The sequence below is a fragment of the Stenotrophomonas sp. P2112 genome, assembly GCF_041897515.1.
GTDB classification, from domain to species: Bacteria; Pseudomonadota; Gammaproteobacteria; order Xanthomonadales; family Xanthomonadaceae; genus Stenotrophomonas; species Stenotrophomonas sepilia.
Map to the genome: position 1 here is coordinate 79,734 of NZ_CP169216.1, position 26,723 is coordinate 106,456.

Consider the following 26,723-nt stretch of genomic DNA (forward strand, 5'->3'; position numbering starts at 1 on the left):
GGTGTCATGCGCGGCAAGACCATCGGGGACCAGGAACTGGCCCTGCTGCAGTACATCGATGAACATGCGCCGGCCAGTGTCGGCGAGGTCGCCAGTGGCTACGGCGAGGCCCGCGGGCTGGCCCGCTCCACTGTGCTGACGATGATGGAGCGCCTGCGGGCGAAGGGGTATCTTCAGCGCCGGCAACAGGACGGTATCTACCGCTACCAGGCCACCCGCGGCCCGCAGAGCGTGCTGCAGGGCGCGGTGGCGCAGTTTGTCGACAACACCCTGCAGGGCTCGGTGTCGCCGTTCGTGGCCTATCTGTCGCAGCGGCAGAAGGTCAGCGACAACGAACTGGCCGAACTGGAAGCGCTGGTCGCCCAACTCCAATCGCGTCGCCACGAGGGCTGAGCCATGGACACCACGATGCTGATCCCGATGCTGGAACGCCTGGGCTGGACCAGCCTGCAGACCGTGCTGCTGGTAGCCCTGGTATATGGCGTGTGCCGCGCGCTGCCGTCACTGTCGGCGGCGACCCGCTGCCGCCTGTGGTGGCTGGTATCGCTGCAGGCCGTGCTTGGCCTGTTCTGGAGCCAGCCGCTGCAGCTGGCCTGGCTGCCCGCACCGCAGGCGGTGGCGATGACCGCAACCGATGCGGCTGCCGACGTGGTCTATCCGCTGGCCCCGGAAGCCTCGGCGCAGCTGCTGGCGACGATGCCGATGCCTGCAGCAGACACGCCAGCAGTGGCGTGGTGGGCCATCGCACTGGCCGGCCTGTGGATGTCCGGCGTGCTGTTGACGGCCCTGCGCACCCTCGGTGAGTGGCGTCGCTGTCGCGCGCTGCTGGCAGCGGCCTATCCCTGCGAGGACCAGGCGTTGGTGCAGGCCCTGCAGTTGGCTTCCGATGCACATGGTGTGCGGCCTGCGCCGCGGTTGTGGATGAGCACGCAGGTGGACGCACCGCAGCTGGTCGGTCCGTTCCGCCCGGTGCTGCTGTTGCCGGCTGGCGAGAACGCCCTGCAGGGCGACGCGCTCGACCTGGCCCTGACCCACGAACTGCAGCACCTGCAGCGGCGGGACCTGCAGTGGGGCCTGCTGCCTGCGCTGGCCCAGCACCTGTTCTTCTTCCATCCGCTGCTGCGCCTGTCGGTGCGTGAATATGCACAAGCGCGCGAAGAAGCGGTGGACGCAGCGGTGGTGGGCCAGCACGCTGCCAGCCGCCAGGCCTATGGCCGTCTGTTGCTGCAGCTGGGGGTGGCACCGCAGCCGCACCTGGGCGTGGCCAGTGCCGCACCGGATGCCACCAGCCTCAAGCGTCGCCTGCTCTCGCTGCAGCCGCGCCGGGCCTGCCCCCGCATCCTGGCGATGGCGCTGACTGCTGTGGTGGTGGTGGTGGGCGTGGCGCCGATGCGACTGGTCGCAGCGCCGGTGCCGCCGGCACCGCCCGCGCCACCGGCGGCACCCAAGGTCGTGGCGCCAGCACCGCCGAAGGCTCCCAAGGCTCCGGCCGCACCGCCATCCGCCGCGGGCGTGCCGGCGGCCCCGGCCGCGTCTGCAGCACCGGCCACGCCGGCCGAACCCGCTGACGCGACCGGGCCCGACGATGCCGATGTGGCCGATGTCGACGATGCCACGGGCATGGCCGAAGACGATGAAGGCACGACGTCGGCCGCCACCTCCATCACCACCTACGGTCGCCTCGACCTGGGCAGGTCGCCCCGGGAGGCCTTCGTTCTGGTTGATGGTGATTCGACCTTCGCCAACGGCGGCATGGACGACGTGACGGTGGCCCGCAGGCAGCTCGGCAAGGGCCCGGCGTTGTGGTTCCGCCAGGGTGACAAGCGCTACGTGGTGCGTGACCCGATGCTGATCCAGACCTTGCAGCGTGCCTACAGCGGTGCCGTAGAGCTGGGCCGCCAGCAGAGCGAACTGGGCCGGCAGCAAAGCGTGCTGGGTCGCCAGCAGGGTGAACTCGGCAGGCAGATGGGTGAAATGGGCCGCCTGCAGGGCGAGGAATCGCGCCGCATCGCACTGATCGCCGCCGAGGCCGCGCGCACTGCGATGGCCGCGCATGACATCAACCGCGAGGCGGCGGCGGAAGCGGCAAAGGCGGCGCGGGGCGCGACCTACGATGTGGCCGTTGCCCGCGAGGCGGCACGTGAGGCCGCCGCACAGGCACGTCGTGCGATGCAGGACGTGGACAACGAAACCGCGCGCGCCAGCGACACCCGCGAGATGCAGCGCCTGGCCAGCCAGCAGTCTGAACTGGCCAGCCGCCAGGCTGCGCTGGGCAGCCAGCAGGCCGCGTTGGGCGAGCGCCAGGCACGCGTGCATGCCCAGGCGTCGCAGCAGGCGCAGCAGGTGATCGCGCGCGCCCTGGCCAGTGGCAAGGCCGAGCGACTCTGATCGGTAGTACCGGCCGCTGGCCGGCAATGTGGGGTGCCGGCCAGCGGCCGGCACTACCCTGGGGCGATCAACCGCAGCTGGCGCGCTCAATCCGGTTCTGCGCATCCACCTGCACCGTCACGCGGTCCTGGCGGAAGTCCATGGTCACCGCCATGCCCGGCTTGACCACCCGTGCACCGCGCGCGCCGCTGGCGGCCACCAGCTTCTTGATGGTGGCTTCGTCAGCCGTCTTGCCGGTGAAGGCCTCGAGCGCCTCCGGCTTGCATTCCTGCGCGGCGTCGGCCACGGGCGCCGGCGTGGGATCGGGGGCGGTGCTGCCGCCGGCGTGACTGCAGGCGGCCAGTGGCAGAATGGCAAGCAGGGCAAGCGGATTGAGGCGCATCGTCGGGCTCCAGGCGTGGATGGTGGTGGCAGTGTCACCGCTGCCACCGTCAGGGCATGTCAACGCGGCCCGGTGTCATTACTGCCCGACCAGCGCCAGTGTCTCGCGCTCGCGCTGTTCCTCGCGCACCAGCCGCTGCAGCAGCATGGCCAGGGTCACCACGTCCTGGTGATTGTGGTCGGCCACCCGGCGCAGGTTCACCGCATCGCCGCCGCGCAGGAAGCGCAGCCATGCACCGGGTGCTTCCGAGCCGGGCAGGTCGTCCTCGCGCACCACGCGCAGCAGCTGGCGTTCGATGGTGGACAGCTTGCAGTTCTCCCAGCTGCCGCGATAGCGACGGCGCGTGGGGTAGAGCAGGTCGACATGGTCCAGTGCGGTGATCGGGTCCGGCTGCCGGGCCAGCCGGTAGCGCGCCTTCAGCAGCGGCGCATCGTAGCTGCGGCCGTTGTAGCTGCAGAACACGGTGGACGGTTGCAGCCAGCGGGCAAAGGTGGCCAGCATCGCGTCCTCGGCGGCCATGGTGGCCATCAGCAACTGGCGGATGCGCAGGCCCTCGCCACGCTGCGGGCACACATGCCAATCGGCCGCGCCGATCATGAAGGCACGGGTGCCGGTGCCGCCGGCCAGGCCGGTGGTCTCGGTGTCGAAGAACAGCAGATCGCGTGCAGCCACGTGCTGGTCTTCGCGCTTGGCGAAGGCCAGCGACAGCGGGGCAGTTGGGATCGGCTGAGGTTGCAGCGATTCGATCAGGAACAGACCCGGCGCGATTTCCTCGCCCGGCAGCTGGCGATCCTGTGCGCTGGCACGTGCCGGCATGGCGCCGCTCCGCGAGCGCATGCCGAGCAGGCGATGCAGGCTGCCCACTTCCGGCCGCCGCAGTTGGGCCGGTGTGTGTGCCGATGTGGCCGCCGCAGCACCTGTGGGCTTGTGGCGGATCTCCTGCTCGACCCAGGCGAACACCGAACGCTCGGCCGGTGGTTGCTGCGCATCGTTGGCGGCCGGTGGTGCCGGTGGCGCAGGGGCAACGTCCGACGCCGCCGGCGTGGCCGCTTTAGGGTCGCCGGCCTGCTTCCGCAGCAGGCGCAGCTTGTCCAGGCTCAGGCTCACGGTGCCAGCAGCTCCATCGGGTCGCGCGCGGACGCCACCACGTCGGGCACGTGCCGGCAGGCCTCGGCGTCGAACAGGTCGAGCACGCGCAATGCCAGCGCACGTGGCGAGGTTTCATCCTCTTCCTGTGCAGCCAGCACCGGGCCGACGCAGGCCGGGCAGCCGGCCTTGCAGTCGCAGCGTTGCACCAGTTCACGCGCGCGCTGCACCAGCTCCGCCTGACGCTGCCACAACGGCTCGCTGAGGCCAACGCCACCGGGGAAGTTGTCATACAGATACACAGTGGGCACGAATTCCTGCAGCAGTTCGACCACGCCAGGATCACCCTCGCTGCCGCGCAACTGGCCACGGCCGCTCTGGTCGGCGATCGCAAACCAGGAACCATCGCCGTTGCCGACCGACTTCTGCAGGTCGCGCGCATCGGCCATCACCGCCACGGTGGCGACGATGTGCAGCGCATACGCCGCACCGAGGAAGCCATCGAGCGCATCCTGCCTGCTGGCGAAGGCGCGCAGCAGCAGTGCCTGCGGCAGCTGCCACCACACTGCGGTGGTGTGCAGTTCCTGGTCGGGCAGGTTCACCGGACCGTAGCCGATGTTTTCGTGGGTGTAGTAGCGGATCTTCTTGTAGCCGGCCACGCGCCGCACCACGTGCACTTCGCCATGGTGCGAATCACCGCGCCCGGCCACGCCACCATCGAAGCGGTCCAGCACCTTGAGCTTGGTGAAGTCGATGCTGTCGGTGTAGTAATCCACATGCGTACGGGTGACGTAGGCCTTGCGGCCCTCCCAGTCGAGCGTCTCCACCTGGTAGGGCGTGGACTGCACCATGTGGATGGCGCCTTCATACAGCGTGAGCGCAGCGGCGGAGTAATCGACCTCGGCGATGATCTGCTGGCGGCCGTCGCTGCGGTCGACCACCACGAAGTTGCCATCGGCCACCGCGCGCAGGCTGACCGCGTTGGCCGGATAACTGTCGGCGATCCATTCCCAGCGCTCGCCTTCGCGGTGGATGACTTCGGTTTCGGCCAGCGCTTCCAGGAACACTTCCGGGTCGATCGGGCCGAAGCCATCGCCGACCCGGAACGGCAGTTCAAAGGCCGCGCAGCGAATGTGGTCGAACAGGATCAGCGGCTGGTCCGGCGCAATGCGCGCATGTTCGGGCGAGGCTTCGGCGAAGAAGTCCGGGTGCCGCACCACGTACTGGTCCAGCGGCTGCGAACTGGCCACCATCACACCGAGTGCGGGTTGCTGGCGGCGACCGGCACGGCCGAAACGCTGCCAGGTGGCGGCCACGCTGCCGGGGTAGCCATTGAGGATGACCACGTCCAGGCTGCCGATGTCCACGCCCAGTTCCAGCGCCGAGGTGCTGACGATGCCGTCGATGTTGCCGGCTCGCATCGCACGCTCGGTCTCGCGGCGTTCGGTCGGCAGATAACCGCCGCGGTAGGCGCGGATGCGGGGCGGCTTGCGCGGGTCGTGGTCAAAGATGTCCTTCAGGTACTTGGTCAGCACCTCGACCATCAAGCGGGTCTGCGCGAACACCAGGGTCTTCAGCCCGGACTTGATCGCGATGCGCGCGATGCGGTTGCTCTGCGAGCGCGCCGAGGCACGCAGGCCCAGGTCGGGGTTGATCACCGGCGGGTTCCACAGCAGCACCTGCTTCGGCCCGGTGGGCGCGCCGGATTCGGTGACGGCGGTGACCGGTGCCTCGATCAACGCCTCGGCATGCGCCTGCGGGTTGCCGATGGTGGCCGAGCACAGGATGAACTGCGGTTGCACGCCATAGAACGCGCAGATGCGCTTGAGCCGGCGCAGCACGTTGGTGACGTGGCTGCCGAACACGCCGCGATAGGTGTGCACCTCGTCGATGACGATGTAGCGCAGGTTCTCGAAGAACTGTGCCCACTTGGTGTGATGCGGCAGGATGGCCTGGTGCAGCATGTCCGGGTTGGACACCACGATGTCGCCATGCAGGCGGATCGCCTGGCGCGCATCGCCGGGGGTGTCGCCGTCGAAGGTGAAGGCCTTGACGCCGAGATCGCCGGCACGATTGAGTTCCAGCAGCTCGGCCACCTGGTCCTGGGCCAGTGCCTTGGTCGGGAACAGGTACAGCGCCTTGGCCTTGTCCTGCATGGCCGCGCTGACCACCGGCAGGGTGTAGCACAGCGACTTGCCGCTGGCGGTGGGGGTGACGATGGCCACGTGCTCGCCGCGCTGGCTGGCCTCCCAGGCTTCGGCCTGGTGGCTGTAGAGCTGCTCGATGCCGCGTGCCTTCAGTGCAGCGGCCAGCGCCGGGGGTACCGAGTCGGGAACGGGCGCGTAGCGGCCTTCACGGCCGGGAATGGCGAAGCTGCCGGTGATGCGGTCCTGGTAGCGGCGCTGCAGGCGCGCGCTGAGCAGCGCGCCATCGCGGGCGGGCAGGCCATCGCGGGTGGCGAGCTTCTGCTCGGCATCGGCGGTGCGCTTGGCGAGTTCGTAGGCCATGGAAGAGGGAGGGAGCCGGGACGGATTGCGAGGGGTCACATGGCACCACATCCGTGTCTCAGGATGTGAGACACCACACACGGAGACGTGAACCGTTCAGTGCTCGCGTCCCGTGGTGTGGCCGCATCTCCCTTGGCTGAACAGCGGCCAGTGCAGCAACGAAATCTGAAGCCGGCATCCGTATGCTTGGGCGCTGGACACAACCAACAGGGTGGATGGCTGTGGCACGACGTGGAACGCAGGGAGCACTCCTGGCCGGCATGCTGCTGGCCGGCATCGCACAGGCGCAGCAGGCCGCGCCGGTGGCGGTGCCCGATCCTGCACCCGTTCCCCCCGCAGATGCGCCGTCTGCCCCCACCGCACCGATCTCCACCACCTTGCCGCAGGACAACGTCACCACCCTCGGCGAAGTGCGTGCGCTCAAGCCCGATGACGAGCCGCTGGACCTGTACCGCTTCAAGAACCCGGTGAAGTTCGGCGATAACCGTTTCAGCCGCGACTGGAGCGAACCGCCATCGCCGGAGCAGGTCAGCATGGGCGGTGGCTACATCATGATGGGCGTGGTCAAGGGTGTGCTGGCGGCAGCCAAAGGCATCAACAAACTCACCGGGGGTCCCGACCAGATCCAGGCGGCCGTGGCGCGGCCACCGCCAGAGCTCAGTGCCGAACAGCAGCAGCGTGCGCTGCGGTTCTCACAGGAGCAGGATGCCGGCGACACAGCGCCAGTGAAGTAGGCCGGTATATCCTGCGGGCTCCCCCACCGGTAATGCTGTCATGTCCCTGCGTTCATTCTGCCTGCTGGCCGCGTTGCTGCCGGCCTCCGCGTTCGCGTCCGATATCGCCGATGGCGGCGCCTGCCGCAATGGCGCGTTCCCCTCCCAACAGAGCCGGTTCGCGCTGGCGCGGGTGGTCGATGCACCGCGCCTGTACCTGCTCGGCGACATGGAGGGCTGCCCCGCCAAGGGCGAACCGGCCTGCCGCCAGCGCAGCTATGTGGTCAGCGGCGATACGGTGGTGACCGGTCGCGACCTGGGCCGCTACCGCTGCGCGTTCTTCCCCAACAAGGTGGGCGGCAGCGCCGGCTGGGTCGACCGCAGCAAGCTGCAGCCGTTGCCGGTGGCCGTGCCCACGCTGCAGGACTGGACGGGCCACTGGAAAGATGGCGACAACGGCCTGCGCATCACCGTGCAGGGGGGGCAACTGCACGTGGATGGCGACGCCTACTGGCCCTCCGCCAACCCCACGCCGGAACAGCGCCCGTATGGGCCGAACCTGGGCCAGGTGGAAGCGCGTGCCACACCGCAGGGTGCCGATGTCGAGTTCGCCGAGGATACGTGCCGGGTGCGTGTGCACTCGCTGGGTGAGGTGCTGATCGTGGCCGACAACAGCGAATGCGGTGGCATGAACGTGCGCTTCAATGGCGTGTATCGGCGCGCGGGAACGCGTTGAAGGACGCATGAGGGTGGGGCTGGTAGATCCACGCCATGCGTGGATGCCGTTCGCGATCCGATCGGTGGGGTCAGAACCCTTTCGCTGGCGAAAGGGTTCTGACCCCAGGATCAGCGCCGTCGCTCCAGCCACCACAGCAGCGATGCGCACAGCACGAACGCCAGCCACCACGGCCAGCGCGATCCCGGCACGGGTTGCATCAGCGACGCGGTTGCCGGGGAGCTGCCCGCCAGCGCCTGCGTGGTTGCATCGATCATTGCCTGCTGATGCAGCGCGGGCGCGTCCTTCGGGTCGAATGCATAGCGCCAGAGGGTAGCGTCGCCGTGCTGCAGGCGCTGCCAGCCCGCCTCGCGCGGCCACCAGCCCGCGCAGCGCAGGTCTGACGTCGCGCCATCGACGATCAGCGGCGTGCCTTCGCCGCGTGCGTTGAAGGCCAGCAGCGGCGCCTGCACGCCGCATAGCGCCTGCCGTTCGCCCGCCCAGCTGATCGGCTGTGGCGACCACAACGCCTCAGCGCTGCCCTGCGCCCGCGCCAGCGTGGCAACCACGCCGCTCCACAGTTCGCCGTGGCGGTCATCGCGGCCGGCAAGTACCCAGCGCCAGCTGTCGGTGATGGGCAGCAGGCCGATGCGGCCTTTGCCGGTAGCGCGCCAGCCACCGACAGCCTTGCCAATGCGATCGTGCAGCAGCGCGTTGCTGCCAGGTACCTGCAGCGCCAGTGCTTCCAGTGTGGGCAGCGCGGCGTCGTGCGAACTGCGGTCTGCCTCTTCGCCGTAGCCGGTCGGCAGCGTACCCGCGGCGAGCGGGCCACGTCGTGCGGCGAGGACCGCGCTCTCGCCGTCGCCGGGAAGTTCGAGGACCTGGCTGCTGCCATCACCCCGCAGCGGCAGGCCCAGATCGTGCAGGCGTTGGCGCGCGCTGGCCGAAGGGGCGCCCGCACTGCGTACCAGCACCCCCAGTCCTTCGCGCAGCGCCTGCCGCACAGCGGCCAGCTGGGCGGCATTCAATGCCGCCAGGCTGCGCTCGTCCAGCAGCAGCAGATCGCTGCGCGCCAGCGACGCCGCGTCCAGCGGCAAGGCCCCGTCGCCAACGCTCAGGCCGGCCCCGGTATCGGCCTGCACCTGCACGCGGATGCCGGCATCGGCTGCCCAGCGGCGCAGGTACTTCAGTTCGGGGCCCGGCGCGCTGGCACGCACCTGCAGGCGCAACGGCGCCGCCGGCAGGGTCTGCTGCGGCACCGGTGCGCTGTCCACCACATGGCCGTCGGCATCGAGCAGGCGCAGCTGGAATACGCTGCGGCCTTCGGCGCGGGTGATGCCACTCAACTGAACGTGGCCGTCTTCGGCAACATCCGCGCGATCGACCACGCTGCCGGCCGGGTCGAGCAGTTCCGCCTTTGCCCTGGCAACGCCACGCGCCTGTGCCTGTACCTCGAAGCGTGCGCCGGGCGCGGCGTCGGCCGGTGGCTGCAAGGCGACCCAGCCGCGCGGCGGTGCTGTCGGCTGCCAACGTACGTCGCGTGGCAGTACTGCGTCGCGGTCACGCGCGGCCAGGCCCGCACCGACCAGCGTCAGCGTGGAGGCTGGATGCTGGCGCAGCGCGGTGGCCAGGTCGGGTACGCGCTGTGCGCCGGGCACATCGGCAGCTTCGGGCAACAGCAACAGTGGGCCTTCGCTGGCCGGGAGTGCGCCAGCCCGGTCGGCATCGATTCCCAGCACGACCAACTCGCCTGCGGGCTGCTGGCGATTGAGGGGTACGAGGCAGACATACAGCAGCATGGCAGCGGCGATCTGCAGCGCAATGCCGATCCAGCGGCGACCTCGGTGCGCTGTGCTTCCACGCAACTGGCGCACGCTGGCGATGACCACGACCACAGCAAGTGCCAGCGCAATCCACAGGTTCGGGCTGGAGGGGGTCATGGCTGCGCCTCCAGCGCATCGAGGTAGCGCTGGCCCATCGCATCGGCCGCACTGCGCCGCATCGCCTGTGGCAGTGGACGTTGCAGTGCCCGCCACAGCTGTGCGCGCAGGCGCAGGCGGCAGTCGTGGCAACCGGGCTCGATGCGCAGCTGCTCGATGGCGGCGGCCAGATCCAGTGCATCGGGCAGGTAGGCGGCATTGTGCTGCTGCCAGGCAGCGAGTGCATTGAGGTCGGGCACGCTGGTGTCATCACCGAGGCGCTGCCAGGCTTCAACGATGGCCCGGTCGGGCGGGGTTCGGGCGGCCAACGGCAGTTCACGACTGGCCAGTCCGGCGCGATCACCGCCGAGGCGACGGCCTTCATCGATCGGTGGTAGCTCTGGCCCGACCCGCGCCAGATAGATGCGTTCGGCCTGCTGCACCTGCTTGATGAAACCCAGCGCCTTGTAGGCAAACGGCAACGCCTGCTCTGGCCGGCCCTGGCGCAGCTCGCCTTCGGCCGACCACATCTGGTCCAGCGCGGCCTTCAGCGTGGCCCGGGTCTGCGGGTCGAGCAGGGTCGCGGCCTCGGCATGGTCATGGGTGTGGCCGTATTCGGAGAGCACATCGGTGGCGCTGCCGAACACCGGTGGCGAATCGGCATTGGACGCCTTGCCGCCGTGATCGTGGCCATGCTCATCGTGTGCCCCGGCCTCGGTGCCATGGTTGTGCTCGTGCTCGGTGTCGTGGCTGCCTGCAGCTGGCGCATCGCTGGTGGGCAGGTCGCTGGTCGGCGGCGGCTTCGGTGCGCCTTCGCTTTCCTCACCCAGGAACTGGCCGTAGCGCAGGCGCAGGATGCGCTGGTCGACACCGATCGCATCGCTGCGCTTCACGAAGTCCTCGGCAGTGAGGCTGCGTCGCTGCCGGATCAGCGCTTCGGCATCGATGATGATCTGCCGCTGGCTGCGGAAGTAGGCCGGCAGCGTCTTCTTGATGCGGCCTTCCAGTTCGGCACCGAGTGCAACCTCGGCGCTGGGCAGGCGCAGGATCACGCTGCTGCTGCGCCCAGCCTGCGGTGTTGGCGCGTGGTTGTCGCGTACTTCCAGCTGGGCGATGACATCGCTGCCGGGCTGCGCGCCCAGCGCAGCCAGGTCGAGGGTGTACGCGAAACGCCGTGCAGTCGCTTCGCCGCTGCCGGTGAGGCCGACACTGCGGCGAACGAAGGTGATGTTCTCGCCGCTGCCCTGGGTAATGGTGATCGACAGCGTTGCCTGCGTGGCCACGGCGTAGTCATCGCTGGCTTCGAAGCGCAACGACCACTGGCGTTGCCCGGGCGTGCCCAGCACCAGGGTCGCGGCGGGCTCCAGCACGCGCACGCTGGGCGCACGATCAGCGACCACATCCAGGCGATGCAGGTGGGTTTGGGCCAGTGCAGGTTCGCTCACCACGCGGTACAGCACAGGCACGCGCGCCACATCCTGCGCCAGCCACTGCCCATCCTGCTCGCTCAGCGGCAGCCGGCGGCCGTCGTGGAACTGAAGCCATGCCTTGTCCGGCGCGCGATCGAAGCGCAACGACCACGACAGCCGGCTGTCCGCGGCGACCTTGGCATCCAACGCGTTCTGGGTGCGCGTGGCTTGGCCGGTATAGGCCGGCGCGTCGATCCGCAGGCGGGTGGACTGAAGGTGCAGCGGGCCGGCGGCAGCCATGCTGACAGGCGCCGATGTGCGCGCCGGTGCGGAGCCGGGGCCGGAACGTGGCCAGCCGAATGCCAGCGCAGTGATCGCCAGGCCTGCGACCCAGCTCAGGGCCAACGCCCTGCGCGGCCAGCGCGGACGCAGGTCCGGTGTCGCGCGCTCCAGCGTGGCCAGCACATGCGCGCGCTGGCGCTGCTGCAGCGGATTGAGCGTTGCCATATCGGCGAACAGCAGGTCGGCACTGTCCTCGCTGGCACCGCCGGCATCGAGCTGACGCTGCACCCACTGTGGGTCCAGCTGGCGGGCACGTGCCGTGGCGAGCGCTGCGCAGGCGAGCACGCTGACCGTGCCGACCACGCAGGCGATATCGAAGCCCGCCAGGCGCAGCGCCAGCGTCGTCGCGGCCAGCGCCCACGGCAGGCCCAGCAGCAGGGTAACGAGTGCACGGCGACGGCGTGCGCGTTGCCAGGCGTACTGCAGGGTGTTCATGCGGCCCCCCTGCGCCGGCGACTGCTGGCCATCCAGCGCTCCAGCGCGAACAGCAGCACGATGGCCAGCAGCAACCACGTGGTTGGCTCACGCGCTGGGGGCGCTATGGCGGGCAGTGCGGCCCGGCGTGGTGCCTGGTCCTGTGCATCGCCGAGGCGCGGTGACGCTGGCGGTTGCAGCGCCAGCAGCAGGGCACGCGGCAACCGCGGGTCGCGCAGCGCAGCGTTGCCTGAGGCATCCCAGTCGCCCGGCAGTGACAACAGGACGCCGTGGCCGATGCGCTGTTGCCACAGCACTGGTGAGCCGTCGGCGTTGCGCAGCAGGATGCCGGCGTCGCCAGCAGGCTTGCCGGCGCTCACTGCACGACCGCCGTGGCGCAGCCATGCCTGCCAGCTCGCCGGCAGTGCATCGCTGCGGCTCCATACGCCGATCTCGCCGCGTTCGGGCAGGGCATCGGCCGACAGAGGAGCGAGCGGCGCCTGCATGCCCCACGCGCGCTGCAGTGCGTTCACCCAGTGCTGGGCGGCGGCCGGCGCATCGCTGTGCACGCGCAGACGCGGCATCGTCGCGGCACTCGGTTGCGGAGTGGCCGGTATCGGTTGCGGCCGCCACTGCACTTCGCGCGACAGCTGCACGCGGGCGCCATCCAGACCGGGCAGGGGATCGGGAACGTGCACGGTCAACGCGGTGCCGGCGGGCAGCTGTGCATCCAGCTCACGCAACAGGCTGGGCAGCGATGTGCTGGATGCCGGCGGTGCCTGATCGATGCTGGGGAAGCCGGGTGCCAGCCAGTGCCAGTTGCCCTCTTCGGCGGTGCCGCGCAGTGCGGTCGCGTCCAGTCCGGGAGCCACTACCGTCCAGGCAGTGGGGACCGGGGCAGGGCCGACCAACGCAGGGCGCGCCAGCAGCATGGCCAATGCAGCCAGCAGCAACAGGCGCACCAGCAGCAACGGCCAGTCATCGAAACGGATGCGCTGGCGCGGGCGGATCTGTGCACGCAGCCAGCGCAGCGCGGCGAAATCCAGCGGCGTGTACGGATGGCGCCGGGCCAGATGGATCAGCAGCGGCAGCAACCACGCAGCGAGCGCGGCCAGGCCCAACGGGAACAGCAGGGTCATGCACCGCCCCCACGACCGAACAGCACCTGCAGTGGATGATCCAGCGGCTGGTCGAGCCAGCCGGTGGCACTGGCGATGCCGCTGGCCTGCAGGCGCGACTGCAATGCGTTGCGTGCGTCGGCGAAGCGCTGCAGGTAATCGGCGCGGATCGCCGCGCCATCGCCCAGCAGTTCCTCGCCCGTTTCCGGATCGCGGAAGCGATGGCCGGCGTCGAACGGGAAATCGCGCTCGTCGGCGGTGAGGATCTGCAGCAGTGCCACTTCACGGCGTGCGCTGGCCAGTTGCTCCAGCAGCACGATGCAGGCCGCGTCGAAGCCATCACCCATCGCCAGCAGCAGGTCGCCCGGACGCACACGCTCCCACAGCGGGCGCAGGCGATCGGCCACGGGCCAGCCGCCGCGTGCCTGAAGGGCATGCAGTTGCAGATGCACGCGGTCACGCTGGCGTGCGCCGTTCGCTGCGGGCACCAACTGCAGTCCATCGCCATTGATCGCCAGCAGGCCGAAACGGTCGCCCTGCTGCAGCGCCAGTTCCACCACGCAGGCGGCCACGCCGCGCATGTGATCCAGGCGCGTGCGCTGCGGTGCCGCGCGATCGGCCTGGCCGGCCGAGGCGGTGGCATCGAGCAGCAGCCAGACCGTGATCGGGCTTTCGCGTTCGGATTCGCGCACGAAGAAGCGGTCCGAACGCGCGTACAGCTTCCAGTCGATCTGGCGCAGCTCGTCGCCCGGTTCGTAGGCCCGGTACTGGGCGAATTCGAGGCCGGCACCGCGGCTGCGGCTGGCGTGCTGGCCGATGCCACTGGCGCCGCTGGCCAGGCGCGGCCGCAGCCGCAGCAGGCGCAGGCGCGCACGCAGTTCCGGAGGCAAGGTCAGCGGGGTACCGGCGTTCACGCGTGGCTCAACCCGGGAACGGCACGGCCTGCAGCAGGGCGGCGACCACGTCGTCGGCACGCTTCTGCTCGGCCTCGGCGGCGAACGACAGAAGCAGGCGATGGCGCATCACCGGTGCGGCCAGCGCCTGCACGTCCTCGCGGGTGGCGGCGAAGCGGCCCTGCAGCAGTGCGCGCGCTTTTGCCGCGAGCACCAGCGACTGGCCGGCGCGCGGACCGGCGCCCCACTTCACCCATTGGTTGATCGCCGCCGGGGCGCCTTCGCCTGGGCGGCTGGCGCGCACCAGGCGGGTGATCCAGGCCAGCACGTCGGGGCTGACATGCACCTGCCGCACAGCCCCCTGCAGGGCGATCACCGCCTCGGCATCCATCACTTTCGGCACCGCGTCGGTGGCACCGCCGGTGGTCTGTTCCAGGATCCGCCGCTCCTCGTCTTCGCTGGGGTAATCCACCAGCACGTGCAGCAGGAAGCGGTCCAGCTGTGCCTCTGGCAGCGGGTACGTGCCGGCCTGCTCGATCGGGTTCTGCGTGGCCAGCACGAAGAACGGAGCGGGAAGCGCGTAGGTGGTTCCGGCGTAGCTGACGGTGCGTTCCTGCATTGCCTCCAGCAGTGCGGCCTGGGTCTTGGGCGGGGTGCGGTTGAGTTCGTCGGCCAGCAGCAGGTGGGTGAAGATCGGGCCCTGCTGGAAGCGGAAATGGCGATGGCCGGTGCCATGGTCTTCCTCCAGCAGCTCGGTGCCGAGGATGTCACTGGGCATCAGGTCGGGGGTGAACTGCACGCGCCGGAACTGCAGTTCCAATGCCTGGCCGAGCGAGCGTACCAGCAGGGTCTTGCCGAGCCCGGGCGCACCTTCCAGCAGGCAGTGGCCGCCGGCCAGCAGGCCGATCAGCAGCTGCTCGACCACGGTGTGCTGGCCCACCACCGCGCGTGCGAGCGCGGCGCGCAGTTCATCCAGGCGCGGCAGCAGGGAATCGAGGTCGGAGGAATTCATGGGCGTGCAGGTCCTGTCAATTGTTCAACGCGTACATCACGATGTTGACGCCAAAGCGGGTGTTGTCTTCGGCCAGGAAGCGCTTGTTGCGCCAGTCGTAGTCCCACTCGCAGCCATAGTCCTTGTTGCTGTAGAGCAGGCCCAGCCGACCATCGACCTCGATGCCCTTCAGATAGTCGTGCACCAGGTCGTCGCCCCAGCCGTTGAGTTCGAAGCTGGTGGCGGGCGGACCGTCCGGGAAGCGGAAGAAACTGCGGTACAGCGCGTGGCTGTTGGGCAGTTTCTGCAATGCCTTCGGACCGAACAGGCGGCCCATCTGTGCCTCGAACGAGGTGGCGAACAGCCCGTCGATGTCATGGTTGCAGTCATCGACGAAGACGAAGCCGCCATTTCGCACGTAGCGCACGAAGTTCTGCCGTTCGGCGGCGTTGAACTCCACCAGCGTGTGCCCGGCCAGGTAGCAGAACGGCGCTTCCAGCATGCGCGGGTCGGCCAGGGCCACCACGTGTTCCTGCGGGTCCACGCGCAGCGATGTGTAGTCGATCAGCGAGGTGATCAGGTTGGATGGCATGCGCGCGTCCACGTCCCAGTCACCGGAGTCGTACTGCAGGCGGGTGAACCAGAAGTCATAGCGCGAACTGCGCGGGCCTGCCTGTGCCCAGGCCGGCAGCGCCGCCGCCGAAGCGGCAGCGGCCAACCAGCGCAGGCAGGCCCGGCGATCCATCAGACCGCGTCGGACAGCGAGGTGAAGGTGAAATCGCGCAGCTTCATCGGCGGGATCATCATCACGTAGCTGGATTCATCACCGGCCACCCGCACCGGCTTGCCCAGCTCTTCGATGTTGTTGAGCATGATCACCGGCGACTCGTTGAAGCGGAAGTTCTTCACCGGGTACTTGATCTGGCCGTTCTCGATGTAGAAGGTGCCGTCGCGGGTCAGGCCGGTCAGCAGCACGGTCTGCGGATCGACCATGCGGATGTACCAGGTACGCGTGACCAGGATGCCCTTCTGGGTGCCGCGCACCAGCTCGGCGGTGCTCTTGTCGCCACCGCTCATCAGCAGGTTGCCCGGCGAGGCCTTGGCGGTCTTGCCCTGCTTCTGCGCCCAGAAGCGCGAGTAGTCCAGATTGGCGATCCTGCCGTTCTCGATGATGGCCATGCGTTCGCGCGGCAGCCCTTCGTTGTCCCACGGCAGCACCGGTGCATCCGGATGCCACGGGTCGGCGATCATGGTCACGCGCGGATCGTAGACCTGCTCGCCCAGCTTGTTGCCGCCGCCCTTCTTCGACAGGAAGCTGCGGCCTTCATCGGCCGAGCGTGCACTGAAGAAATTCATCATGAAGCTGATCAGGCCTGCCGCTGCGGCCGGCTCCAGGATGACCGTGTACTTGCCCGGTTCCAGTGCCTTGGCTTCGGCCGATTCGGTGGCCTTGCGCATGGCGATGCGGATGTCCTGGTCAGCCTTGAAGTCCGCCGCGTCCTTCAGGTTGCGGCCGACCCAGCCCGAACCGCGGCCATCTTCGGTGCGCACAGTGCAGGTGTAATCGAAGTTGGTGGTGCGCTGGTAAGCGAAGTTGCCGTTGCTGTTGGCGGTGGCCTGGAAGCCCTGGCCGTCCTCCAGGAAGCCGGCGGCGACCAGGCCGTGGCCGCGGCACGGGGCGATCGAATCGGCAGCAACCTTGGCACGGAAGGCCGGATCGATCGCGGCGGTGGATTCGCTGAAGGTCGGGCTGGCGCGGTAGCTCTGCTTGCCGATGGCCGGCATGAACTCCGGGTTCTCCGGGGCCAGGCGGGCCAGGTCTTCGGCACGGCGTACCACGCGTTCCAGCGCGGCGTCGTCGAACTCGTTGATCGAGGCAGTGCCGACGCGCTTGCCGAAGGCGACGGTGACCGCCAGTTCGGTGTTGTCGACGATGCCGCTGGTGGAGACATTGTTCAGCGCGAAACGGATGTTGCCGCTGATTGCACCGGCCAGCACGGCGGTGCACTCGTCGGCCTTGGACAGGGCGATGACCTTGTCGAGGATGGCCTTGGCCTGGGCTTCGGTGAAGATACTCATGTGTAAGGGCTCCTGACCGGTCAGCCGAGGCTGCGTGCGGTGTTGATGACGTTGATGCCGTTGAAGCGCGCGGTGGACGAGCCGTGCGAGACCGCCGAGACCTGTCCCGGCTGGCCCTTGCCGTCGAAGAACGAACCGCCCAGGCGGTAGTCGCGCTCGTCGGCCACGGCGGTACAGGCGTTCCAGAATTCCGGCGTGCGGATCTGGTAGGCCACGTCTTCCAGCATGCGGGTGATCTGGCCGTTCTTGATCTCGTAGAACAGCTGGCCGCCGAACTGCGCGTTGTAGCGCTGCTGGTCGATCGAGAACGAACCGTCACCGATGATGTAGATGCCGTTCTCCACGTCCTTGATCAGGTCCGGCACGCTCAGCGGCTTCTTGCCCGGTGCCATCGACACGTTGGCCATGCGCTGGAACTGCACGCTGGACCACGAGTCGGCATAGCAGCAGCCGTCGGACTCGGTCTTGCCGAGGATGTGGGCCTGGTCGCGGATGGTCTGGTAGTCCACCAGCTTGCCGTTGCTGATCAGGTCCCAGCGCTTGCACTTCACGCCTTCGTCGTCGTATGCCACTGCGCCGAGGCTGCCTGGCTGGGTCTTGTCGGCGAAGATGTTGACCAGCTCGCTGCCATACTGGAAACGCTGTTCGCGCTTGTCCAGGGTGGCGAAGCTGGTGCCGGCGTAGTTGGCTTCGTAGCCGAGCACGCGGTCCAGTTCCAGCGGGTGCCCAATCGACTCGTGGATGGTCAGCCAGGTGTGCGACGGGTCGAGCACCAGGTCGTACTTGCCCGGCTTCACCGACGGTGCTTTCAGCTTTTCCTGCGCCTGCCGGGCGGCGGCGATGGCGTCTTCCTTCATGTCGTAGGAAGAACTGTAGTTGACCACGCCATTCGGGCTGACCACCTTGCCCGCGGCGGCGCCGTCCAGGTATTCGTAGCCCAGGCCCATCGGCGAGGACAGGCCCGATCGGGTGCGGAACTTGCCGCTGCTCTTGTCGATGGCGGTGACCGTCATCGGCGCCCAGATGCGGTGCACGTCCTGGTCGATGTAGGAGCCATCGGTGGAGGCGAAGTACTTCTGCTCGTTGACCAGGAACAGCATCGAGTTGACGAAGCTGGCACCGGCGCCCATTGCGGCGGCGTTGACGTCCAGCAGCAGGCCGACCTTGTCCTTGATCGGCACCTCCATCGCATTCTTGTGGATCGGCGTGCGCCAGCTCACCTCACCCACGCCCGGTGCCTTGGCCAGCTGCACCGGTGCGGTCTGCACGCCGGCATTGGCCTTGGCGATCGCGGCCGCCTGCTGCGCCGCCTTGGCCACGTCGGCGGTGCCCAGCGCATTGGTGGCGGCAAAGCCCCACGCACCATTGACGATCACGCGGATGCCCACGCCGGTGGACTCGGTGTTCACCACGTTCTGCACTTTGTCTTCGCGGGTGATCACGAACTGCCGCAGGTAGCGGCCGATGCGCACGTCGCAGTAGGTGGCACCGGCCTGGCGGGCGGCAGCCAGCGCCGCATCGGCCAGGCGCTTCTTCAGCCCCAGGTCCAGCGTGCTCTGCAGCTGCTCGGCGGCGATCACCTTGCCGAAGAAGGAGGGCATGATCAGCCCGCCCGCGGTAAGCCCGGTCAGGGCCAGGAAGTCACGTCTTTGCAAGGCTGCTCTCCATATCGAAGGATGGGTGGCTCAAGCGCCGAGACTGCGCGCGGTGTTGATGATGTTGATGCCGTTGAAGCGGGTGGTGGACGAACCGTGCGAGACCGCCGAGACCTGGCCAGGCTGGCCCTTGCCGTCGAAGAACGAACCGCCCAGGCGGAAGTCGCGTTCATCGCAGATGGCCGTGCAGGCATTCCAGAATTCCGGCGTGCGGATCTGGTAGGCCGCATCCTCTACCATGCCGGCGATCTTTCCGTCCTTGATCTGGTAGTACAGCTGGCCGCCGAACTGCGCGTTGTAGCGCTGCTGGTCGATCGAATACGAACCGCGGCCGTGGATGTAGATGCCGTTCTCCACGTCCTTGATCATGTCCGCGACGCTGAGCGGTTGCTTGCCCGGCGCCAGCGAGACATTGGCCATGCGCTGGAACTGCACGCTGGACCAGGAATCGGCATAGCTGCAGCCATGCGATGCATCGCGGCCGAGGATGTGGGCTTCATCGCGGGTGGCCTGGTAGTCGACCAGGATGCCGTCGCGCACCAGGTCCCAGCGCTGGGTCTTGACGCCCTCGTCGTCGTAGCCGACCGCACCGAGGCTGCCCGGCTGGGTCTTGTCGGCGAAGAAGGTGACGATGTCGCTGCCCCAGCGGAAACCGGCATCTCGCTTGTCCAGCGTGGCGAAGCTGGTTCCGGCGTAGTTGGCTTCGTAGCCGAGCACGCGGTCCAGCTCCAGCGGGTGGCCGACGTTCTCGTGGATGGTCAGGAACAGGTTGGATGGGTCCAGCACCAGGTCGTACTTGCCGGGCTTTACCGACGGCGCCTTCAGCTTCTCGCGGGCGTGGCGGGCAGCGGCGATGGCGTCCTCGACCGGGTCGTAGGAATCGCGGTAGGCGGTGATGCCACCCGGCAGATGCACCTTGCCGCGCGCATCGCCATCAAGGAACTCATAGCCCATGCCCATCGGCGAGGACAGACCGGCGCGGGTGCGGAACTTGCCGCTGGCCTTGTCGATGGCGGTGGCGGTGAACGGCAGCCAGATGCGGTGGATGTCCTGGTCGATGAACGAGCCATCGCTGGAGGCGAAGTACTTCTGTTCGTTGACCAGGAACAGGGTGGAATTGATGTAGTCGGCACCCGCATTCAGCGCGGCGGCGTTGAGCGCCAGCAGCAGTTCGACCTTGTCCTGGATCGGCACCGCCATTGCGTTCCTGCGGATCGGGGTCTGCCAGCGCACCTCGCCGACCGACGGCGTCGGCGCCAGTTGCACCGGCCGGGTCTGGATGCTGGCGTTGGCGCGGGCGATTGCCGCCGCCTGCTCGACTGCCGCGCGCACGGCGGCCTCGGTCTGCTGATGGGTTGCAGCAAAGCCCCAGGCACCGTTGACGATCACCCGCACGCCCACGCCGGACGATTCTCGGTTGGTCACATTGCCGACCTGGTGCTCGCGGGTGATGACCGACTGGTTGAGGTAGCGGCCGATGCGCACATCGCAGTAGCTGGCCTTGGCCGTGCGTGCGGTGGCCAGCGCGACCTCGGCCAAGCGCCGGCGCTGGGCGGTATCGACCGGCGCCAGCAGCTGCTCGGCGGCGATGGCACGGGAATGCGGCAGCAGCAGGCCGGCCAGGCCCAGGCCGGAAAAAGCCAGGAACTCACGTCGTTGCACAGCGTTTCTCTCTCTCGCTTGCGGTCGGCAACGCGCCGGACCGATCACGTCCACTCCTCGACTTTCGCCAGCGCGGCGCAACCGGGCAAGTGACTGCAGTCATGGTTGGGGAGGGTTTCGGCAGGGCTTGCAGCCCTGCACCTGCTCAATGCAACGGCAACGGCCAAAGCCAGAGCCAGAGCCAGAGCCAGAGCCAAAGCCAGAGCCAGAGCGGCATTCCGTGGGTGGGCGGGGCGGTGTCGGATTGCGGGGACGCCGTGAATCCGTCCATGGAGGCTTGGCAGCCGCATCCATGCGGCTGACACCCCGCAATCCGACACCGCCCCAGCTCTGACAGATTCCTGCGGCTGTTGGTAGGTGTCGACCTTGGTCGACACGATTTTTCTGTCAGATATCGAAATGAATCCGGGGTCAGATCCGTTTTCCTGCGGAAAACGGATCTGACCCCAAGAGCCGTTCCAACAGATCGCTGGAAACTGTCGAAGGCGGGGTGGGTCCGGCTGCGGGCTTGGCTGCGGCATGGATGCCGCGGCCAAGCCCCCAAGGACGGGTTTACGGCGTCCCCCGCAACCGGACCAACCCTGCCATCCCACGGAATGCCAGCTTTTGACGTTGCTCTGGCTCTGGCTCTGGCTCCGGCGGGTGCAGGGCTGCAAGCCCTGCAGACACCCCCTCGTGCACAATGGGGCCGACCCCGCCTGGACACCGTCCTGATGTCGAGCAAGCCGTATTCAGAAGCCTGCGAGCGCAACCGCGAACCCATCGCCACCGCACTCGACCCGTGGATGGGCGACCGCCATCGGGTGCTGGAGATCGGCAGTGGTACCGGCCAGCACGCAGCCTTCTTCGCCGAGCGCTGGCCATGGCTGCGCTGGCAGCCCAGCGACCATCCGGACCATCTGCCCGGCATCGAAGCCTGGCGTGCGGAGGCCGCGCTGCTGAACCTGCTGCCGCCGGTGGCGCTGCAGGTGGAGCTGCCACCGGCAACGGGCCTGGACCTTCCAGAAAGCAGCACGTTCGACGCCGCATTCAGCGCCAACACGCTGCACATCATGGGCTGGGAGTACGTGCAGGTGCTGTTCGGCGCGCTGCCGCCACTGTTGCGTCACGGTGCGCTGCTGGCGATCTACGGTCCGTTCAACTATGGCGGCCGCTATACCAGTGACAGCAATGCGCAGTTCGATGCCTGGCTGAAGGCGCGCGACCCGCGCAGCGGTATCCGTGACAGCGAAGCGGTGCAGGCGCTGGCGGCGGACAACGGGTTTACCCGGTTGGGTGACGTGGCGATGCCGGCCAATAACCGGCTATTGCTGTGGCGGTTGGGGTGAACCACCGGCAGTGCCGGCCGTTGGCCGGCAACCGATTGCCAGGAAGATGCCGGCCAGCGGCCGGCACCACCTTCAGGCCACCTGCACGATATGCAGCGCCTTCGGATTGCGCCACTGCGCCAGCAGGGCCGCTTCGCGCGCCTTGGCCTGCTCGAAATGCGCTTCCTTGACATGGCCGAAGCCGCGGATGTGCTCGGGAATGCTGGCAATCTCCACCGCCAGCGACAGACGGTCATCCTCCAGCCCGTCCAGCAGCATCTGCACCGTCGCCTCGTAATCAGCAATCAGCTTGCGCTCCATGCGGCGCTCCTCGGTGCGTCCGAACACATCGAAGCGGCCGCCACGCAGGAACTTCAGCTTCGCCAACAGACCGAAGACCTTGAACATCCACGGGCCGTATTCCTTCTTCAACAGCCGTCCCTGCTCGTCCTTCTTCGCGAACAGCGGCGGTGCCAGATGGAAGCGCAGCTGGTAGTCGCCCTCGAACTGCTGCTGCAGGCGGCGCTGGAAGTCACCGCTGGTGTACAGGCGCGCCACTTCGTACTCGTCCTTGTAGGCCATCAGCTTGAACAGGTAGCGCGCCACGGTCTCGGTCAGCGCAGTGGAACCGCCGATGCGGTCGGCTTCGGTGGCGCGTACGCGCGCTACCAGGTCACGGTAGCGCTTGGCGTAGGCGGCATCCTGGTACTCGACCAGGAACGCGGCGCGGCGCTCGATCATTTCATCCAGCGAGCGCGACAGGCGGGCGTCGTCCAGCGGCAGGAACGCCACGTCGCCACCGTGCGAGGGCAGGCCACGCAGTTCGCGTTCGTCGCCGGTGTTGCGCGGTGCCGCAGTGGCACCCCATTCATTGCCCTCCCACTCGCCTGGCGGCAGCGGATGCAGCGGGCCCGGGGTGGATTCGGTATCGGTATGGCGGTTGCGCACCAGGCCGGCCGCCTGCTGCACGGCCTGCGGATCGACCACGGCCAGGCGGCCCCAGGCGAAGGCCTGCTGGTTCATCGCCACGGCGGCGCCATTGAGCTCGATGGCGCGCATCAGTGAATCGAACGACAGCGGCACCAGGCCCTGCTGCCAGGCGTAGCCGAGGATGAACAGGTTGGCGGCAATGGCATCGCCCAGCAGCGCGGTGGCCAGCTGGGTGGCATCGAGCAGCAGCGGCTCCTGGCCGCCCAGTGCCACGCGCACGCCGGCGATGATGTCGGCGGCGGGGAACTGCATGTCCGGGCGGGTGGTGAAGGTGCCCGGCATCGCTTCGTAGGTGTTCAGCACCACCTGCGAACGGCCGGCACGCACCTTCGACAGTGCCCAGTAGTCATTGACCACCACCATGTCGCAGCCCAGCACCAGGTCGGCCTCGCCAGCGGCGATACGCACGGCATGGATGTCTTCAGGGCGACGGGCAATGCGGATATGCGTGGTCACCGCGCCGCCCTTCTGCGCCAGGCCGGTCTGGTCGAGCACGGTTGCACCCTTGCCTTCCAGGTGGCCGGCCATGCCCAGCAGCGCACCGATGGTCACCACGCCGGTACCGCCGACGCCGGTGATCAGGATGTTCCAGGGCTGTTCCAGGCTGCCGCGGAGGGTCGGCGCCGGCAGGTTGTCCAGCAGCGTGGACGCATCGCGCTTGCTGCCTTTGCGCGGCTGGCCACCGTGCACGGTGACGAAGCTGGGGCAGAAGCCGTTCACGCAGGAATAGTCCTTGTTGCAGTTGGACTGGTCGATCTCGCGCTTGCGCCCGAACTCGGTTTCCTTCGGCAGCACCGACACGCAGAAGCTCTTCTTCCCGCAGTCACCGCAGCCTTCGCAGACCAGCGAGTTGATCATCACCCGCTTCTGCGGGTCTTCCAGCTTGCCTCGCTTGCGGCGGCGACGCTTCTCGGTGGCGCAGGTCTGTTCGTAGATCAGGATCGACACACCCTTTACTTCGCGCAGGCGCTTCTGCACTTCGTCCAGTTCGCTGCGGTCATGGAACTCGACGTCGCTGGGGAAGTGCTCGCGCTGGCCGGTCCACTTGCCGATGTTGTCCGACAGCACCACGATGGTGTGGATGCCTTCGGCGCGCATCTGCTTTGCAATGTCCGGCACGCTCAGCGGACCGTCCACCGGCTGGCCGCCGGTCATCGCCACCGCATCGTTGTAGAGGATCTTGTAGGTGATGTTGACGCCGGCGGCGACCGCCTGGCGGATCGCCAGCGAGCCGCTGTGGAAGTAGGTGCCGTCGCCGAGGTTCTGGAACACGTGCGGGGTATCGGTGAACGGCGCCTGCCCGGCCCAGGTCACGCCTTCGCCGCCCATGTGGGTGAAGGTGTCGGTGCTGCGGTCCATCCAGGTCACCATGTAATGGCAACCAATGCCGGCCAGCGCACGCGAGCCTTCCGGCACGTTGGTGGAGGTGTTGTGCGGGCAGCCCGAGCAGTAATGCGGTACGCGCGGGAAGCTGGCGCGCGGCAACGCAAGCTCGGCTTCCTTCTCCTGCATCCACTGCAGCCGCTGCTCGATCGATGCGTTGTTGAAGAACTTCTGGATGCGGCGGCCGATCACGCCGGCGATGGTGGCCGGGGTCAGCTCGCCGGTGGACGGCAGGATCCATTCGCCAGTCTCGTCATACTTGCCGACGATGGACGGGCGCTGGCCCCAGCTGGCCGGCCAGTTGAAGAACTGTTCCTTCATCTGACGCTCGATGAAGGCACGCTTTTCCTCCACCACGATGATGTCTTCCAGGCCCTGCGCGAAGCGCGCGATGCCCTGCGGCTCCAGCGGCCAGGTCATGCCGACCTTGTACACGCGGATGCCGATGTCGGCGCAGGCGGCTTCGTCCAGGCCCAGGTATTCCAGCGCCTGCAGCACGTCCAGGTAGCTCTTGCCGGTGGTGACGATGCCCAGCCGCGCGCGCGGCGCGTCCATCACCACCTTGTCGATGCCGTTGGCGCGGGCGAACGCCTGTGCGGCCTTCACCGCATAGCGGTGCAGGCGCATTTCCTGGTCCAGCGGCGGGTCCGGCCAGCGGATGTTGAGCCCGCCGGTCGGCATCTCGAAGTCTTCCGGCAGCACGATGCGGCGCGCCATCGGGTCGACCTCGACCGAGGCCGACGATTCGACTGTCTCGGCGATCGTCTTGAAGCCGACCCAGCGCCCGGTATAGCGGCTCATCGCCCAGCCCAGCAGGCCCATGTCGAGGATGTCCTGCACACCGGCCGGATTCAGTACCGGCATCATCGCGCTGACGAACTCGTCCTCGCTGCCATGCGGCAGGGTTGAACTGCGGCAGGCATGGTCATCGGCGGCCAGTGCCAGCACCCCGCCGTAGCGCGAGGTGCCGGCGGCATTGGCGTGCTTGAACACGTCGCCGCAGCGGTCCACGCCCGGGCCCTTGCCGTACCACATGCCGAACACGCCCTGCACGTTGGCGCCGGGGAACAGGTTGGTCTGCTGGGTGCCCCACACCATGGTGGCGCCCAGGTCCTCGTTCAGGCCGGGGGTGAACTTCACCTTGGCCGCGTCGAGGTGTTTGCGTGCGCGCCACAGCTCCAGGTCGAAGCCGCCCAGCGGGCTGCCGCGGTAGCCGCTGACGAAGCCGGCGCTGTCGATGCCTTCGTGTGCGTCGCGCAGCCGCTGCATCAGCGGCAGCTTCACCAGCGCCTGCACGCCACTCAGATAGATCCGCCCCTCGTTGCGGGTGTACTTGTGGTCGAGCGTGTAGTCACGGTCGATCAGGTCGGTGGAGGAGGGCGACGTGAGTTGCGCGGTACTGGTCATGGCTGGCCCGGTCAGGATCGGCTGGCACCGGCCGCGTGCAGGCACGCGACGGGAAAGGCGCGAATTGTAGCAGCGAGGCCCGGCCGCCCCGGCACTCGCGCCGGCGGCCATGCTGGGGTTAGGATCGGGGAGAGAGAGAGGGGGCTGCGGTTGCGGCCTGGGGAGAAGGGATGTCAGTTGCAGGAAAGATCCTGGGCAGCATGTTGCTGGTCTCGGGAACGGCCCCGGTGTGGGCCGCGCCGGCGGTGCCGGCACCACAGGAGTTCTATTTCGACAGCGATGCGGCCGCCGTGCCCATGATCGTGGTCCAGTCCGACGGGGATGAGCTGGTGGCGCAGCTGCTCAAGCAGCGCGAGCGCGGCCGGCGGACCGTGGAGGCCACCGTGCAGCTGGCGTCGGTGGCCATTGCCCAGGGCCGTACCGAACTGGGTGAACAGCTGTATCGCGAAGCGCTGAAGGATGCGCCGGTGCAGGGCAGCCTGGGCCGTGGCGTGCGCTGGAACTACGGCTGGGACCTGCTGCGTCAGGGCCAGCCCGAAGCCGCCCTGGAGCAATGGCAGGCCGCTGCCGGTGGTTCGCTGAGCAAGCCGGGCTGGTTGCCACCGACCTATGCGCTGGCGCTGTGGCGGGCCGGGCAGAAGCAGGAGGCGGTGCAGTGGTATGCCGCCGCAGTGCGTACCGAGCCGACGCAATGGAGCGACAGCAGCCGCTATGCGCAGTTGCTGCCGTTGTGGCGCGACGACGAGCGTGCCTCGCTGGCCGAAGTGCAGCAGGCCTGGGCGGCCGCGCCGCCGGCCTGGCCCTGAGGGAGGGGGTTGCGCCGGGTTGCACCCGGCACCCGCAGAGGCAACAGCCGAAGCAACAGCAACAGCGGGCAATCCGCGGGATGGCGGGGTGGTGTGGGTTGGCAGGACACGCCGTAAACCCCGCTCCGCGGCCCGGCCCAGCCGCTGGAGGCTGGGCGTTCGGGCGCTTGCGAAGCAGTGCTTCGCAAGCAAAGCGCCCTCACCCATGGGGGCTCAATGGCGCCATCCATGGCGCCATCGGTCCTGCAGCCCCAGACCGCGTCGACCCCGACAGGTTATCGGCGGCGGTGGGTAGATCCACGCCATGCGTGGATGAATCCGCATCGGAATCAACTATTCGATATCTGATCGAAATGCAGCCGAGCGTGGGCTCGGCTCTACAGAAAGCGGCCAGCCGACCGGCTTTTGCTTTTGATCATCTTTTTTCTTCTCCGTGGCGGACGCCCCCGGAAACTGTCAGGGGGCGGGTGGGTAGGCTGCGCAGGGGCGTGAGCCGCATGGATGCGGCGACCGAGCTTACAGGGACGTACTTGCAGCGCCCCCTGCGCAGCCTACCC

Annotated in this window: 19 protein-coding genes; 6 read left to right on the top strand and 13 right to left on the bottom strand. The window is 68.2% G+C overall.

Going from position 1 to position 26,723, the window contains the following annotated elements; translation table 11 throughout:
* Window positions 1-6: 6 nt before the first annotated feature.
* Both ACEPA4_RS00345 and ACEPA4_RS00350 read left to right on the top strand, forming a co-directional pair.
* Window positions 7-393 (top strand): BlaI/MecI/CopY family transcriptional regulator, encoded by a 387-nt coding sequence (locus ACEPA4_RS00345; RefSeq protein WP_005421039.1) that lies wholly within the window; start codon window positions 7-9, stop codon window positions 391-393.
* 3 nt (window positions 394-396) lie between these two features.
* Window positions 397-2,388, top strand: a complete 1,992-nt coding sequence (locus tag ACEPA4_RS00350; protein ID WP_262090513.1) for a M56 family metallopeptidase — start codon at window positions 397-399, stop codon at window positions 2,386-2,388.
* 67 nt (window positions 2,389-2,455) lie between these two features.
* On the opposite strand, the gene ACEPA4_RS00355 is transcribed toward ACEPA4_RS00350, so the two are convergent.
* The 3 genes from ACEPA4_RS00355 to ACEPA4_RS00365 all read right to left on the bottom strand — a co-directional run bounded on the left by ACEPA4_RS00355 (window position 2,456) and on the right by ACEPA4_RS00365 (window position 6,363).
* Entirely contained in the window at window positions 2,456-2,770 is a 315-nt protein-coding gene (locus tag ACEPA4_RS00355; RefSeq protein ID WP_065197273.1) for an I78 family peptidase inhibitor, read from the bottom strand.
* Window positions 2,771-2,848: 78 nt separating this feature from the next.
* On the bottom strand, window positions 2,849-3,877 hold the full coding sequence (locus tag ACEPA4_RS00360; protein ID WP_164230192.1) for a ribonuclease H-like domain-containing protein: 1,029 nt from the start codon (window positions 3,875-3,877) through the stop codon (window positions 2,849-2,851).
* A complete protein-coding gene (locus ACEPA4_RS00365) occupies window positions 3,874-6,363 on the bottom strand; it encodes a DEAD/DEAH box helicase (protein WP_139726570.1) in 2,490 nt (829 codons plus the stop codon). The genes ACEPA4_RS00360 and ACEPA4_RS00365 overlap by 4 nt, the downstream gene beginning before the upstream one ends.
* 215 nt (window positions 6,364-6,578) lie before the next feature.
* Between ACEPA4_RS00365 and ACEPA4_RS00370 the strand changes: the two genes are divergently transcribed.
* Window positions 6,579-7,097 carry a hypothetical protein gene (locus ACEPA4_RS00370; RefSeq protein ID WP_065178683.1) on the top strand — a complete coding sequence of 173 codons (519 nt, stop codon included), beginning with the start codon at window positions 6,579-6,581 and terminating at the stop codon, window positions 7,095-7,097.
* A gap of 40 nt (window positions 7,098-7,137) precedes the next feature.
* Window positions 7,138-7,812 carry a hypothetical protein gene (locus tag ACEPA4_RS00375; RefSeq protein WP_065178684.1) on the top strand — a complete coding sequence of 225 codons (675 nt, stop codon included), beginning with the start codon at window positions 7,138-7,140 and terminating at the stop codon, window positions 7,810-7,812.
* Between the two features lie 110 nt (window positions 7,813-7,922).
* Here the strand turns inward: ACEPA4_RS00375 and ACEPA4_RS00380 are convergent, their stop codons facing one another.
* The 9 genes from ACEPA4_RS00380 to ACEPA4_RS00420 are packed head-to-tail and all read right to left on the bottom strand — an operon-like array spanning window position 7,923 to window position 20,273.
* Window positions 7,923-9,731: a hypothetical protein gene (locus ACEPA4_RS00380; protein WP_139726571.1), complete on the bottom strand. Its 1,809-nt coding sequence runs from the start codon at window positions 9,729-9,731 to the stop codon at window positions 7,923-7,925.
* Entirely contained in the window at window positions 9,728-11,896 is a 2,169-nt protein-coding gene (locus tag ACEPA4_RS00385; RefSeq protein WP_164093489.1) for a hypothetical protein, read from the bottom strand. The genes ACEPA4_RS00380 and ACEPA4_RS00385 overlap by 4 nt, the downstream gene beginning before the upstream one ends.
* Window positions 11,893-13,014, bottom strand: a complete 1,122-nt coding sequence (locus ACEPA4_RS00390; protein WP_164093490.1) for a BatA domain-containing protein — start codon at window positions 13,012-13,014, stop codon at window positions 11,893-11,895. The genes ACEPA4_RS00385 and ACEPA4_RS00390 overlap by 4 nt, the downstream gene beginning before the upstream one ends.
* Window positions 13,011-13,907, bottom strand: a complete 897-nt coding sequence (locus ACEPA4_RS00395; protein WP_065178688.1) for a DUF58 domain-containing protein — start codon at window positions 13,905-13,907, stop codon at window positions 13,011-13,013. The genes ACEPA4_RS00390 and ACEPA4_RS00395 overlap by 4 nt, the downstream gene beginning before the upstream one ends.
* A 7-nt stretch (window positions 13,908-13,914) precedes the next feature.
* Window positions 13,915-14,898 carry a MoxR family ATPase gene (locus tag ACEPA4_RS00400; RefSeq protein ID WP_235646189.1) on the bottom strand — a complete coding sequence of 328 codons (984 nt, stop codon included), beginning with the start codon at window positions 14,896-14,898 and terminating at the stop codon, window positions 13,915-13,917.
* A 16-nt stretch (window positions 14,899-14,914) separates the two neighbouring features.
* Complete coding sequence (locus ACEPA4_RS00405; RefSeq protein ID WP_005421001.1) at window positions 14,915-15,622, bottom strand: DUF4159 domain-containing protein; 708 nt, start codon at window positions 15,620-15,622, stop codon at window positions 14,915-14,917.
* Window positions 15,622-16,956, bottom strand: coding sequence for a TldD/PmbA family protein (locus tag ACEPA4_RS00410; protein WP_065178690.1), 1,335 nt, complete (start codon window positions 16,954-16,956; stop codon window positions 15,622-15,624). Before ACEPA4_RS00410 ends, ACEPA4_RS00405 begins: the two co-directional genes overlap by 1 nt.
* 20 nt (window positions 16,957-16,976) lie before the next feature.
* Window positions 16,977-18,611: a TldD/PmbA family protein gene (locus ACEPA4_RS00415; protein ID WP_164093492.1), complete on the bottom strand. Its 1,635-nt coding sequence runs from the start codon at window positions 18,609-18,611 to the stop codon at window positions 16,977-16,979.
* 30 nt (window positions 18,612-18,641) lie between these two features.
* Window positions 18,642-20,273: a TldD/PmbA family protein gene (locus tag ACEPA4_RS00420; RefSeq protein WP_164093493.1), complete on the bottom strand. Its 1,632-nt coding sequence runs from the start codon at window positions 20,271-20,273 to the stop codon at window positions 18,642-18,644.
* Between the two features lie 713 nt (window positions 20,274-20,986).
* On the opposite strand from ACEPA4_RS00420, the gene ACEPA4_RS00425 reads away from it, so the two are divergent.
* Window positions 20,987-21,601, top strand: a complete 615-nt coding sequence (locus tag ACEPA4_RS00425) for a DUF938 domain-containing protein (protein WP_005420993.1) — start codon at window positions 20,987-20,989, stop codon at window positions 21,599-21,601.
* A 72-nt stretch (window positions 21,602-21,673) separates the two neighbouring features.
* Here the strand turns inward: ACEPA4_RS00425 and ACEPA4_RS00430 are convergent, their stop codons facing one another.
* The gene (locus ACEPA4_RS00430) at window positions 21,674-25,360 is read right to left on the bottom strand and encodes an indolepyruvate ferredoxin oxidoreductase family protein (RefSeq protein ID WP_139726576.1); all 3,687 of its coding nucleotides are present in this window, start codon (window positions 25,358-25,360) and stop codon (window positions 21,674-21,676) included.
* Between the two features lie 170 nt (window positions 25,361-25,530).
* Between ACEPA4_RS00430 and ACEPA4_RS00435 the strand changes: the two genes are divergently transcribed.
* Complete coding sequence (locus ACEPA4_RS00435) at window positions 25,531-26,166, top strand: tetratricopeptide repeat protein (RefSeq protein WP_139726577.1); 636 nt, start codon at window positions 25,531-25,533, stop codon at window positions 26,164-26,166.
* Window positions 26,167-26,723 lie beyond the last annotated feature (557 nt).